12 protein-coding genes are annotated in these 12,163 nt (G+C 52.1%); 6 read left to right on the top strand and 6 right to left on the bottom strand.

Features of this window, described 5'->3' with window-relative positions:
* Positions 1 to 101 precede the first annotated feature (101 nt).
* A complete protein-coding gene (locus IPM52_06115; GenBank protein MBK9291181.1) occupies positions 102 to 1,106 on the top strand; it encodes a cytochrome-c peroxidase in 1,005 nt (334 codons plus the stop codon).
* 46 nt (positions 1,107 to 1,152) lie between these two features.
* Here the strand turns inward: IPM52_06115 and IPM52_06110 are convergent, their stop codons facing one another.
* Positions 1,153 to 1,605 carry a D-tyrosyl-tRNA(Tyr) deacylase gene (locus IPM52_06110; protein MBK9291180.1) on the bottom strand — a complete coding sequence of 151 codons (453 nt, stop codon included), beginning with the start codon at positions 1,603 to 1,605 and terminating at the stop codon, positions 1,153 to 1,155.
* Between the two features lie 49 nt (positions 1,606 to 1,654).
* On the opposite strand from IPM52_06110, the gene IPM52_06105 reads away from it, so the two are divergent.
* Positions 1,655 to 2,407 carry a pyridoxine 5'-phosphate synthase gene (locus IPM52_06105; GenBank protein MBK9291179.1) on the top strand — a complete coding sequence of 251 codons (753 nt, stop codon included), beginning with the start codon at positions 1,655 to 1,657 and terminating at the stop codon, positions 2,405 to 2,407.
* A gap of 3 nt (positions 2,408 to 2,410) precedes the next feature.
* Here the strand turns inward: IPM52_06105 and IPM52_06100 are convergent, their stop codons facing one another.
* A complete protein-coding gene (locus IPM52_06100) occupies positions 2,411 to 5,698 on the bottom strand; it encodes a T9SS type A sorting domain-containing protein (protein ID MBK9291178.1) in 3,288 nt (1,095 codons plus the stop codon).
* A gap of 162 nt (positions 5,699 to 5,860) precedes the next feature.
* Positions 5,861 to 6,256: a DUF423 domain-containing protein gene (locus tag IPM52_06095; protein MBK9291177.1), complete on the bottom strand. Its 396-nt coding sequence runs from the start codon at positions 6,254 to 6,256 to the stop codon at positions 5,861 to 5,863.
* 58 nt (positions 6,257 to 6,314) lie between these two features.
* Here IPM52_06095 and IPM52_06090 point away from each other — a divergent pair, with 58 nt between their 5' ends.
* The 4 genes from IPM52_06090 to IPM52_06075 are packed head-to-tail and all read left to right on the top strand — an operon-like array spanning position 6,315 to position 8,835.
* A complete protein-coding gene (locus IPM52_06090) occupies positions 6,315 to 6,575 on the top strand; it encodes a hypothetical protein (GenBank protein ID MBK9291176.1) in 261 nt (86 codons plus the stop codon).
* The gene (locus tag IPM52_06085) at positions 6,562 to 7,170 is read left to right on the top strand and encodes a nicotinamide mononucleotide transporter (protein ID MBK9291175.1); all 609 of its coding nucleotides are present in this window, start codon (positions 6,562 to 6,564) and stop codon (positions 7,168 to 7,170) included. Before IPM52_06090 ends, IPM52_06085 begins: the two co-directional genes overlap by 14 nt.
* Positions 7,163 to 7,684, top strand: a complete 522-nt coding sequence (locus IPM52_06080) for an ATP-binding protein (GenBank protein ID MBK9291174.1) — start codon at positions 7,163 to 7,165, stop codon at positions 7,682 to 7,684. Before IPM52_06085 ends, IPM52_06080 begins: the two co-directional genes overlap by 8 nt.
* On the top strand, positions 7,681 to 8,835 hold the full coding sequence (locus IPM52_06075) for a glycosyltransferase (GenBank protein MBK9291173.1): 1,155 nt from the start codon (positions 7,681 to 7,683) through the stop codon (positions 8,833 to 8,835). The genes IPM52_06080 and IPM52_06075 overlap by 4 nt, the downstream gene beginning before the upstream one ends.
* Positions 8,836 to 8,845: 10 nt before the next feature.
* On the opposite strand, the gene IPM52_06070 is transcribed toward IPM52_06075, so the two are convergent.
* The 3 genes from IPM52_06070 to IPM52_06060 all read right to left on the bottom strand — a co-directional run bounded on the left by IPM52_06070 (position 8,846) and on the right by IPM52_06060 (position 12,150).
* A complete protein-coding gene (locus IPM52_06070) occupies positions 8,846 to 9,727 on the bottom strand; it encodes a universal stress protein (GenBank protein MBK9291172.1) in 882 nt (293 codons plus the stop codon).
* A gap of 137 nt (positions 9,728 to 9,864) precedes the next feature.
* Positions 9,865 to 10,671, bottom strand: coding sequence for a TerB family tellurite resistance protein (locus IPM52_06065; protein ID MBK9291171.1), 807 nt, complete (start codon positions 10,669 to 10,671; stop codon positions 9,865 to 9,867).
* A gap of 141 nt (positions 10,672 to 10,812) precedes the next feature.
* On the bottom strand, positions 10,813 to 12,150 hold the full coding sequence (locus tag IPM52_06060; protein ID MBK9291170.1) for a saccharopine dehydrogenase NADP-binding domain-containing protein: 1,338 nt from the start codon (positions 12,148 to 12,150) through the stop codon (positions 10,813 to 10,815).
* Positions 12,151 to 12,163 lie beyond the last annotated feature (13 nt).

Genomic DNA, 12,163 nt, shown 5'->3' with positions numbered 1-12,163 from the left:
AACGAAATTAATGCAATTGCATGGCCGTTCGGAATCAAAAGGCCCGTTGTTTTCACCGAAAGTTTTCCCTAAATTCGCTCATCGAACCAATACAATATGATATGAAAGCTTACCTGTGGTTATTTCTGGCAGCTGCTGCAATGTTTTTGGCCTGTGGCGGAGGTCAGAAAGACAAAAAAATGAGCGAGGCCGATCAGATGTTGCTCGAAACGGCCAGACGTTATTTTGCTACTTTGCCACCTGCCAACGATCCCAATACGCCGCTGGCGCAGCTGGGCAAGAAACTTTATTACGAAACGGCTTTCTCAGCCAACGGACAGCTTAGTTGCAACAGCTGCCATCCCATTGCCACCTATGGTGTGGACAACAAGCGGGTTTCTCCCGGCCACGATGGAAGCCTGGGAACGCGCAACAGCCCGACCACCTTCAATGCCTGGTTTCATGTAGCCCAGTTTTGGGATGGCCGTTCGCCCGACCTGGCCGATCAGGCCAAGGGGCCGGTGCTCAATCCCATCGAGATGGGATTGCAAAGCCCTGAAGATGTGGTCCGTATCCTTCGTTCCATGCCTGAATATGTCGAAATGTTTGCTGCAGCTTTTCCAGGTAAGGACGACCCCATCACCTTCGATAATTTTGCAATTGCCATTGCTGAATTCGAAGGCACACTGGCCACACCGGCAGCATTTGATGCTTTCCTCGAAGGAGCATTCGATGCCCTCACGGATGAACAAAAACAAGGCCTGAGCATGTTTATCGAAACCGGCTGCATTGCCTGCCATGTGGGACCAGGTCTCGGAGGCAATATGATGCAGCGCTTCGGCCTGGTGCACAGCCCCTATTACGAATTCACAGGTTCGCAACCCGATCCGGGAAGGGCAGCAGTAACAGGCAACGAATCAGAAAAATATGTCTTCAAAACCCCTTCGCTGCGCAATATCGAAATGACAGCGCCTTATTTCCACGATGGAAGTGTGGAAAGTCTGGAAGAAGCTATCCGCATCATGGCCTACACCCAACTGGGCAAACAGCTCAACCAGGAAGAGGTGCAAACCTTGATTAACTTTTTCAAAACGCTAACGGGCAAGATACCAGAACACGCTTTGTAGCAAACCTCGTAAAGAAAAACAGTTTTCTAAGAGTGGCCTGGACGGGTCACTCTTTGTTTTTTGTGTCGATGATAATGGTTACCGGCCCCTCATTGACCAGTTCCACCTGCATCATTGCCCCGAAGCGTCCGGTTTGCACGGCACAGCCGGATGTGTCCGCAAGCTTTTCTACAAACATCTCATATAGCGGAATGGCTGTTTCCGGCCTGGCTGAACGAATATAACTTGGTCGGTTGCCCTTCTTGGTGCTGGCGTGCAGTGTGAACTGCGAAACCACCAGAAACGCTCCTCCCACAGCCTGGATGTCGAGATTCATCACCCCGTTTTCGTCGGGAAAAATGCGTAAACGGCTGAGTTTGCCACAAAGCCAGTCCACATCCTCTTCATTATCAGACTCTTCAATGCCTAGCAAGATGAGCATGCCTTTGGCAATCCGGCCGGTCACTTCGTTTTCAATGCTCACCGAGGCCCTTCCTACACGTTGTATCACTGCCCTCATAACAAAAATTCAGGGCTTCAAAAGTCGTAATTTTGCGCAAAAATCCGAAATGACCCGTCTGAGTGTAAATATCAATAAGGTGGCTACCCTGCGCAATGCCAGGGGAGGTAATGTGCCCGACGTGCAGCAGTTTGCCATCGACTGCCAACGTTTTGGCGCCGATGGCATCACCGTCCATCCCCGGCCCGACCAGCGCCACATCACCTTTCGCGATGTGGAATTGCTCCGCCCCATCGTGCATACAGAGTTCAATATCGAAGGCAATCCTACCGAGCAATTTATTCAGTTGGTAATCAACAACAAAGCCGACCAGGTAACCCTCGTGCCCGACGACCCCGGCCAATTGACCAGCGACCACGGCTGGGATACCATCCGGCATAAAAGCTTCCTGAAGGAGGTCATCCAGCGCTTTCACGAAGCCGGCATCAGGGTTTCGATCTTCGTTGACCCCGATCCGGAAATGGTGCGCCATGCCCTGGAAACCGGCACCGACAGGGTGGAGTTGTACACCGAGTCGTATGCCCGGCATTACACTGCTGATCCGGCAAAGGCCATTGCTCCTTTTGTGGAGGCGGCCCGCGAAGCCAACAAACTGGGAATCGGACTCAATGCCGGCCACGACCTCAACCTGGACAATGTGCAGTATTTTGCGGCCAACATTCCGGGCTTGCTCGAAGTTTCCATCGGGCACGCGCTGATCAGCGAAGCCCTCTACTTTGGCATCGAAAATACCATTCAGATGTACAAGCGCCGGCTGGAACTTGCCGCCTTGGGGAAAACGCCGGATCACGATAACAAGTGACGCTCAGGGGATGCGCTCCACAATTGTCGTCCGTCCGCTTTCGGACAGGCGAATCAGGTAAAGCCCGGGCTTCAGCTGCGAAAGGTTGATCTCAGCCCCGTCCTGTATCAATAAAGTCTGCATTACAAGCCTTCCGTCGGCAGTGTAAACCATCGCCCTGGTGTCGTTGCCGGGATTGAGCAGCCTAACCACATCTCGGGTGGGATTGGGATAAACCACCGTAGTTTCTTTTTTTCCGGATGGAATGCCTCCCACCAGTTGCACATTCAGTCGCAACAAAGGTGCACCATGCTGCGGAGTGGCAACCTGCACAAGCTCATTGCCCGTCTTTTTATGGTAACCCTGCACATTCTGGCCGTCCGACATGACTTGGAGTTCGGTGCTGTTGGATTGCAACAGCAGTGCATACCTCGTGTTGAAATCGAGAATTACGGCGCCGGACAGGGGATAAATCCTGTACTGTCCGGCATCGGAGGCCGATATGTTTATTGCAGGCGACTGATAAACAAGTTGTTGGATGCTGTTTGAAGCCGGCGCGAGCTCATAGATTGCAAAACCAAAGCTGCCGCTTGCTTGCGAAGGCGACCAGTGGATACCTATTGAGTTGGCAACCAGCGAAGCTATGCGAATGCCCTCCACCGAAAAAACATGCCCGGCTTCAAGCCCTGTGTCAAAACCTACCACTGCAGCGGTTGTGCCGTAGTCCTGGGCATAGGTGCTGTCGGTGAGGATCAATTGGTAAGTCCTCTGGTTGTTTGGGCTGTTCAGGTCGAGGCCGGGGGCAACTGTCCTGTAATCAAGTGCATAGGTTCCGGGAGCTGCCGGAGGGTTGAATGCAGGTGTTGCTTCAAGGAGGTTTGTTTGACCCGGTGCGAGATTCACTGCTGCGCTCTGGCTAACGATTGCGCCGTTGTATCTTACCTCCAGGCTGAGGTTTTCAATGGGCTGAAGGCCAATATTTTTGGCTGTAGCCGCAGGCGAAAAACTGCCTGTCATGAACCAGGGTGCCTGAAGGTTAGCAGCAGGACGCACCGCCACAATCTGAACCTCATGCGTGCCTGCAGGCTGATAAAGCAATTCTACCTGGTCAATTTCCCACAAACCTGGGGAGGTTTGGGTTTCCTCAAGCTCAAACCGCAGGCGCACTGAGCTCGCACCGGCATTTATCGGGATAGGAATATCCACATTTACGAACCCTCCTGAGCCACCTGTGCCTTGCGTGTATTCAGCAATCTGCTCCCACACCGGCAGACTCTGGGTTTGGCGGTAAACATACACCCGGGCTTTTGCGCCACTTCCGGTGATGGTCAACCGGTGGCTGAAGCTCAGCTTCAGGTTGCCGATGAGGCCTTCTGTAAGCACCTCCGGACTGGTGAGGTGTGTATGTACCGGATTGGCCGGCCCCGCACTGGCTGTGCCTGCCATGGCTACAGTGCCATTAAAATGCCAACGGGCAAAGTTGTTGTTTTCCACTTGGTTGTGCCAGCCTGCCGGTTGTTGACCAATATTGAAAAGTTCGGTAAACGGCAGATTTACAGGGATTTCGTTTTGCAGGCTCACCTCAATCTGGGTTGGTGCATTCACCTGAACAAAGCCGAAGGCCTGGCGGAATGGCGATTTGTTCACAAACCAGGCATGGTTGCCTGCAGGCAAGGTGAGGGTGGCATGCCCCAGGCTGTTGGTGAATGCATTGCCGGCAGGGGTCTCGACGAGGGCCTGCGCGATGGCCTGGCCATTGTGTGTTACAACAAAGGTGACTTCGTGAGCTGCTGGACTTCCTATTGTAAATGACTGTTCCTGAGCAAATTCAGAGCCCATAAATCCAGCGTCAACGGCCTGCACCGACCAGTAATAGGTGCCATCGGGCAGGTTTTGAAGCAGCTTGTTGAGCCTGTGGCCCTGGTTGCCGTTTCGGGGTATGGTCAGTTTGCCGTTGGGCAAGGCGTGGGCTGCAACCACATTGCCACTCCCGGGTGAGGTGCCCACCCTGAGGTTATAGGTGAGCGATGAAACAGGTGTCTGTGCGTCGGAAGCCGCCAGCCAGGTCAATTGAACTTCGTTTCCGCTGATGTTGCTCGTCAAACCAGCGGGTGGAAGCGGAGGGGTGTTGGCAAGCGGGGCGTTATTGACATAAACCCTTGTCATGTAGTCGCTTACATTGAAGTAGCCCGTGATCAGCAGGTCGAGCTTGCCGTCGTTGTTCATGTCTCCCCATTGCACCATCGAGCGGCGCAGGCCGGGGAACCCGGCAGCGGTTACCTCGGAGAAAATACCACTTCCGTTGTTGCTGTAGAGTTTTGTAATACGTGTTGCACCTGTGGGCACATTGGAGCCTGTGATGGCCAGGTCGGGAGCGCCGTCGTTGTTGTAATCGCCAAAGGCTGCCCAACCCTGATAAACGCCGGTAAACGGATTGGGAATCAGCTGAAAGTTGCCGCCACCCTGGTTCTTGTACAAACTTGTGTGAAGCACATCGGTGTTATTGCCACCCTGGATCACCACATCCGGCAGGCCGTCGCCGTCCACATCGGCAATGTCGATGGCTGGATAGCGTGCCGGCTCGAAGCTGAAGGCCTGAATGAAGCTGCCGTTGCCCTGATTTAGGTATAGCCTTGATATGTAGTTGGATGTGCCAAGTCGTCCGCAAATGATGATGTCGTTCAGGCCATCCAGATTAAGATCGGCAATTGCTACGGCTGACTGCGTAAGTTGTGGCAGGCTTGCCGTTGCCAGGCTGAAGGTATTGTTGCCATTGTTGTAATAAATGCCGGTAAAGGCGGATCCATCCTGCGCAGTGCCGGATGCGATCAGGTCGGGCAAGCCGTCGTTGTTGAGGTCGCCCCATGCAAGGGCAGGGGTAAGGAGTGGGGCCAGCCCGGCCTGGATATCTGTGAATGTTCCATTGCCATTGTTGCGGTAAATTCTTGCATCATAAGCACTTGCGCCCGTATTCCCGGCTACGGCGAGGTCAGGATAGCCATCGTTGTCAAAATCACCCCAGGCAGCCGCACTTGCACCAAGGGGTACAACGGACGTGCTTACCTCGCTGAACGTGCCATCACCATTGTTGCGGTAGAGATACGACGATGGCGCCGAAGTGCTCCCGCCCTGGCTGCGCCACCCTGTGACATACAGGTCCATGTGCCCGTCGCGATCGTAGTCAGCCCAAACAGACGAACCAAGATAGACCGGTACAAAATTTTGCGGCAATTGCGTAAAAGGTTCCTGTGCCCCAAGTCTGCTGGCCAGTCCCGATAAAACAGCCAGCACGATGAGTATCCTACTTTTCATTTTCTTTTCATTTTTTTGTTTGTGAACTGAGCTGACAAATGCCCCACAAAGCTAATTTTTAAGGTTATTTAAAAAAGGTTTCACGACAGGTATTCTGCGCCTGAAGATTTAATAAATTAAATATGAATAAGTTATAATAAGAAGACCCGGCCTTGATCCTGATCAGGCATTTGATGATTTGTATGCAGCCAAGGCCAACAATATCCAGCCCAGAATCATGCTCACACCACCCAGGGGCGTAACTGGCCACAACCAGGCCAATTCTAGCGAACTGAGGGTTTTGGTGGAAAGCAGGTAAAGTGAGCCGGAGAAACATATCACCCCAAACCAAAACGCTCTGAATGACCAGGTTGCCAGCTTATTTTGCAATTGATTACTGATAGCTCCAAGAAGTATGATGGCCAGGGCATGGATCAGCTGGTACCTCACTGCTGTTTCGAAATTTGCCAGGTCGGCAGGTGAAATTTTCCCTTTAAGTCCATGGGCGCCAAAAGCTCCGGCTGCCACGGCCAGGGCGGCAAGAGCCGCGCCGGTGACGATTATCCTGTATTGCTTCATGCGGTTGAAAGATTGGAGAACGCGAAGAAAAGCTAATTTTACACAAATTTTAATACAGATGAAAATTTCGGTCGACATAAGCTACTACCCCCTGGTGGAAGAGTACATCCCGCCGATTCGTGAATTTATTGAAAGATTAAATCAATACTCAGATATACAGTGTGTTACAAACGGACTAAGCACTCAGGTTTTCGGTGAGTACGATGCCGTAATGCAAGCTTTGCAAAACGAAATTAAAAGGTCGTTCGAGTTGCCGCACTCCGTGTTTGTGCTCAAGATTGTCAACAGCGACCGTAATATTCGCTATGACGCCGAGTGAGTTCTGGCAACTCTTTGCCGACAACATTATTCAGAGCAGTACCCTCGAGCTGGTTGCCGTTGTGTTTGGCCTGCTGAGCGTGTTTTACAGCATGAAGGTCAACATCCTGGTGTTTCCGACAGGCATCATCAGCGTGCTGATTTATGTGTACATCACTTACAAGGTTGGCCTGTATGCCGATATGTTCATCAACTGGGTGTATTTTGTTATGAGTGTCTATGGTTGGTACAAGTGGTTGCAGCCGTCGGAAGGAAGGCCGCAATTGCCGGTGAGCTGGGCCAGTAGAAAATTGAATCTCATTGCGTTGGTATCTACTGCTTTTTCTTTTGTTGTCATGCAATATGTCTTGCGTCGCTATACCGACAGCACAGTACCTTACATGGATGCCTTCACAACTGCCATCTTTATCACCGGCATGTGGCTGATGGCGCTCAAAAAGGTTGAAAACTGGATCTACTGGATTGTTGGCGATGTGGTTTCTGTCCCGTTATATTTTCATAAAGAGTTGGTATTCACAAGTTTTCAGTTTTTTGTGTTTTTAATCCTGGCGGTGCTCGGACTCATCCGCTGGCGAAAGGAGGCCGTGTATGCTTAAAGTAGCTGTGACCGGTCCGGAATCGACCGGCAAATCGTGGCTGGCCTCTAGGCTGGCAGTGTATTACGGCTGCCTCTGGGTGCCCGAATTTGCGCGCACTTATCTGCAAAACCTTGGCAGGAAGTACACCCCCGAAGACATTGAATACATCGCCATGCGTCAGGACCAGCTCATCCGCAATGCCATGGTCAAAGATTCGCCCTTGCTTTTTGCTGATACTGAGTTGCTTGTGTGCAAAATCTGGAGTGAGTTTGTCTTTGGCACATGCCCCGAAAGCATCCGGCAGCTTACCGACCGTCAGGAGTTCGATCTTTATCTGCTTTGCGACATCGACCTGCCCTGGCAGCCCGATCCGCTGCGCGAACATCCGGACAAGCGCGATGCTTTGTTTAATTTGTATCGGGCGGAGCTCGAAGCACGCAACTGGCCCTATGCGGTGATCAGCGGGGCTGGAAATCAGCGCCTTCAGAACGCTATCGGTAAGGTGAATCAGGTGTTGGGTGTAAAAGAATGAACAGCCAGAAACTGCATGTACTCTATCTGCCGCGTTGGTATCCAAATAGATACGATCCAATGCCCGGCTTGTTCATTCGTCGTCATGCCGAAGCGGTATCCAGCTTTTGCCAGGTTTCGGTGGTTTATGTGCATGCTGATGACAAAAGGTCACGGGGATACGAAGTTGTCGAAACCAACGAACCCGGACTGACAACTTTTGTCATCTATTTTCCAAAATCGTTTTCCAGGCTGCTAAATCTCTGGCGGTTTCTGAGGGCAAACTTTTTGGGAATCAGGCTGGTTCGCAGGAAACATGGCGTACCCGACCTCATTCACGTGCATGTACTTACCCGCCTGGCGCTGATTGCCTGGTGGTACAAAGTCCGCTACGGCATCCCTTACCTCATCACCGAGCATTGGTCGCGCTACATCCCCTCGCGCAACGAATTCAAAGGGCTGGTGCGCAAAGGCCTGACGAGGTTTCTTGTGCGCAGGGCATCCATGCTGACCACCGTAACACAAAACCTGGCCCGGGCAATGCAGGCCCATAAAATGACGAACCAGGACGTACGCATCCTGCCAAATGTCGTTGACACCGCACGCTTTCAGCCCGCAGCGCGCAAACGCGACTTTCCCAGGCAAATCGTTCATGTAAGTTGTTTCGAAGACCGCTCAAAAAATATCTCCGGGCTATTGCGCGCCCTCAAATCGCTCCGGCAGCAACGTACTGATTTTGAGTGTGTGTTGATTGGCGAAGGCATGGATTTCGATGCCATCAAACAGCAGGCACTTTCGCTTGATATGCTTGAATATGTGAGGTTTACAGGTCTGATTGAGGGCCAGGAGCTGGCTGAGCAACTGGCGCAGGGTCACTTTCTGGTATTGTTCAGCAACTACGAAAACCTTCCGGTGGTCATTCCGGAAGCCCTGGCCTGCGGGCTGCCTGTGGTAGCCACCGACGTCGGCGGGATTTCGGAGCTGATCAACCCTTCAAATGGCATGCTGGTTCCGCCGGGCGATGAACAAAAGCTCGTCTGGGCAATGGACAGGATGCTCAACATGCTTGCTTCGTTCGATGCGGCTGAATTGCGCAATTGCGTGGTCGAGACCAACAGCAAGGAAGCGGTCGGAAGGCTGCTTCACGAATGGTACAGGGAAATTGCCCGATAAAGCATAGGCTTCAGGGACGCAGCTCAGGATCGAAGCGAAAGGTGAGCATGGGAATATTCAGTGCGAAGAAATCGTTCTTCCCCACCTTTCCGCGGAAAAGATAGTCCAGCCACGAGCGTTTGTTGGCAATGAACGAGGCCATGCTGATGTCGTGTGCTGCACAATAGGTTTTCAGGTCTTCGCGCGCATTTCGGGCCGGAATCAGCTGAAACTTCAGTTTGCCCAGTTCAACTTCTTTGATAAATGTCTGCCGCAGCGTTTCCATGCGCAGCACCGGTTCCTGTTTTGTGATATCCCATTGCAGATGAATTACATGCAGCTCCGGGTCGTAGGGGTCGAGCAGCTCGAGCAGCAGGCGGATGGCTGCTTCGTCGTTTTTGTTCAGGCTGGTGGCGTAGAGGATTTTGTTGTTTTCGCGGTAGCTGTATCCTTCTGGTATGATCAGCAGTGGGGTAGGTATGCTTTCCATGATGCGCCTGGCCATGCTGCCTTCGAGAAACCCTTTTCTTCCTTTGCCCCTGGTGCCAAGAAGCACAAGGTCGATATGGCGCTCAGCAATCAGTTCGCCCAGGCCCATGTCGGGTTCGCCACCCTTTATAACGGTCTCAATTTCAATATTATGGGCTTCGAGAGTTTTAAGCATATCGCTGAACTTCGCTTCCACCTGTGCCATCTGCAAGCGTGCCTGCGATTCCAGCTCGGCCATCAGCTCGCGGTTCAGGTAGGCCTCCGACTCCATCATGCCCGGAAGTCCTGGTTCGCCCGGAAGCACATAATCGCCAAAGGAATGAAACAAGATGACTTTCCCGCCTGTGTTGCGCAGCAGTTGTGTGGCATAAGGCAACAGGTTGTCGGAAAACTCGCTGAAATCGGTGGCAATGATGACGTTCATAATGAATGTTTTATGCTGATGCGAAATTACGCTACCTGTTTTACAAGATCAAGCCGCCAGAATTTTGAGATATGACACAGGGGTGTATTTGTCCTTATTTCGGTTACTTTCCTGAGAGTTGAGCAATCGCATATGAATCAGGCCATAGCACGTTGTTTTCTGATGTTCTCGTAGGCCTCAGCGATTTTTTTGAATTTTTCCTCGGCATCTTTTTTAATGTCCTCACCCAGGTGGGCCACACGGTCGGGGTGATACTTCAGGGCGGCTTTGCGGTAAGCTTTTTTCACCTCTTCGTCAGACGCATCCGGGCTAATTTCCAATACCTCGTACGGATTGTATAGTTTTCCGGCAAACATCGAAAGCATGGCCTGAAAATCAGGTTCCGGAATACCCATGTATCTTGAAATGCGATGCAGCAGCGACTTTTCTTGCCCGGTGAGTTCCCCGTCGGCTGCACTGATGCCAAACAGATAATGAAGCAGTTGCTGTTTGGCCGCCGGATCCATCATCATGCCAATCTGATTTGCCACAGCCTGCACGTCAATGTCTTTTTTCAGGAGCTCGCGCAGCAGCAAAAGCATTTCTCCAGCTTGTTCCTTTCCAAACTGCCTGACCAGAAAGTCTTTGACGAAGTTGAGTTCAGATTTTTTGACCTTGTTGTCGGCCTTCATGATGACAGCAGTAAGCACCATCAGGCTAAGCTTGAAATCGCCTGGTCGGGTTACAGGCGCTCCGGTGTCGGTTTGTTTTGCTTCCTCGGTCAGGCTTCCGATGGCAAATCCAAGCAAAGCGCCTATGGGGCCGCCGAGCGCCCATCCGATGCCGCCGCCAATCCAGCGGCCATAACGAAATCCTGCCGAAGGTCTCCTGATTTGCCGGCGCGAACGTCCGAACACCAGGTATGCAACGAGGATAATGAGCAAAATGGAGAAAAAAGACGGCATATGTTGTTTTTTGCAAAAGTAACCAATGCCTGCATTACGCAGCCGGTGCGAATGCCGGTATGAAGATCGCGTGATGGCAGGAGCAAAAAAAACCGGCATATGCTTGTATGCCGGTTATTATCAAAGGTATTGAAAATCGGTTTATTGAATGTTCTCCGACAGGGGAAGGCCGTATTGTTCCACCATGCGGATATTCATGTCCTCGAGACGGTTCAGGATGGGATTGTAAATGCCAGGCAAAACGGGGATATGCACGCCTGTTTCCGTAATTTCTCCGTTCAGGATCATTTCTACGCCAATGGCTGCGGGCAAGGCCACGGTCCGGGCCACAGCTGTATCGGTGGCCAGGGTGCCGAAATCGAGCATGGACGATTTGATAATCTCTTCCTTTCCGTCGGGATAGCTAGCTTTGAAGATGTGTTGCATCACCACCATGTCGCGCTCCTCGGGCTTAAGTTCCATTTTTTCGATCATCAGGTCGGAAGTGATCTCAAAGGGGCTGGTCTTTTGCCGGTTCATGGGTGTTTCGTCGAACAGTCCCAGCCAGGCAATGGCATCGAGGGCATGGGCGTCTTCCGGAATGCCCAGATAGTGGGCGGCTTTCGACCGGATGTTGGTCGAATCGGATTCGCCCATCAGCATGGCCACCATGCCGGCATAGGTCATTCCGCTGAAATCGTATTCGTCGTAGGTGATGAGCTTTAGGGCTTTCATGGCATCGATGCTCTCGCACCAGCCCGGATGGCGGAAAGTGCCGCGAAACATGGTTTGGGTTTCAGGTATGCCGTAAAGTTCGATGTAGGGCAGGGAGTCGCGGTTGGGGTAGATTTCCAGCGGGCCAACTCCCGGAAAATCAACCTTGAATGGGTTCTTGAACAGGTCTTTGGTGGGTATTTCGACCAGTTTGCCGTGGCGCAGGTATTTGCCGTCGTTGTTTCCGGCCATGACAACGCCTTTGGGACTCCAGCTGAATTTGTATCGGAAAGGATTGTCAGCGGCTTCAGGGGCCGGCAGTGCTCCGCAGATGGAGTAAAACTCGTCAATCTTGCCACCTTTTCCGTGCACATGGTCAATGATGCGCATGGCCGACATGTGGTCGATACCCGGGTCGAGACCGAGTTCGTTGAGGATGATGATGCCTGCTTCGTGACATTGGCCGTCGAGCGCCTTCATCTCAGGTTTTACATAACTGGTTGTCACCATATTGCGCTTGTGCGCGATGCATTGTTTGGCCACCGTAATGTGGTGAATCCAGGGCAGCAGGCTCACAGTAAGGTCGTGGGTTGCCACCATATCCGACAATCCCTGCTCATCTTCCACCACCCAGGCCACGGCATGTCCATTTTTGTGCCCCCCGATCATGGCCTCAGCTTTTGATTTGGTACGGGTGGCCACGGTGACCTCAAATCCTTTTTCGAGCAGGTAGGTGACAATCGGCTTGACTACCATGCCTGCACCGAGAATGAGAACTTTTTTCATAAAATGTGTTTTG

Source organism: Bacteroidota bacterium (genome assembly GCA_016715945.1).
Classification (GTDB): Bacteria; Bacteroidota; Bacteroidia; order Bacteroidales; family F082; genus JALNZU01.
This window is presented reverse-complemented; position numbering and strand designations above follow the sequence as displayed.

Excerpts from the sequence above, each read along its gene's own strand:
- IPM52_06085 (MBK9291175.1), top strand. The coding sequence starts at position 6,562 with ATGACGCCGAGTGAGTTCTGGCAACTCTTTGCCGACAACATTATTCAG.
- IPM52_06100 (MBK9291178.1), bottom strand. The coding sequence starts at position 5,698 with ATGAAAAGTAGGATACTCATCGTGCTGGCTGTTTTATCGGGACTGGCC.
- IPM52_06110 (MBK9291180.1), bottom strand. The coding sequence starts at position 1,605 with ATGAGGGCAGTGATACAACGTGTAGGAAGGGCCTCGGTGAGCATTGAA.
- IPM52_06090 (MBK9291176.1), top strand. The coding sequence starts at position 6,315 with ATGAAAATTTCGGTCGACATAAGCTACTACCCCCTGGTGGAAGAGTAC.
- IPM52_06095 (MBK9291177.1), bottom strand. The coding sequence starts at position 6,256 with ATGAAGCAATACAGGATAATCGTCACCGGCGCGGCTCTTGCCGCCCTG.
- IPM52_06065 (MBK9291171.1), bottom strand. The coding sequence starts at position 10,671 with ATGCCGTCTTTTTTCTCCATTTTGCTCATTATCCTCGTTGCATACCTG.
- IPM52_06075 (MBK9291173.1), top strand. The coding sequence starts at position 7,681 with ATGAACAGCCAGAAACTGCATGTACTCTATCTGCCGCGTTGGTATCCA.
- IPM52_06115 (MBK9291181.1), top strand. The coding sequence starts at position 102 with ATGAAAGCTTACCTGTGGTTATTTCTGGCAGCTGCTGCAATGTTTTTG.
- IPM52_06070 (MBK9291172.1), bottom strand. The coding sequence starts at position 9,727 with ATGAACGTCATCATTGCCACCGATTTCAGCGAGTTTTCCGACAACCTG.
- IPM52_06060 (MBK9291170.1), bottom strand. The coding sequence starts at position 12,150 with ATGAAAAAAGTTCTCATTCTCGGTGCAGGCATGGTAGTCAAGCCGATT.
- IPM52_06080 (MBK9291174.1), top strand. The coding sequence starts at position 7,163 with ATGCTTAAAGTAGCTGTGACCGGTCCGGAATCGACCGGCAAATCGTGG.
- IPM52_06105 (MBK9291179.1), top strand. The coding sequence starts at position 1,655 with ATGACCCGTCTGAGTGTAAATATCAATAAGGTGGCTACCCTGCGCAAT.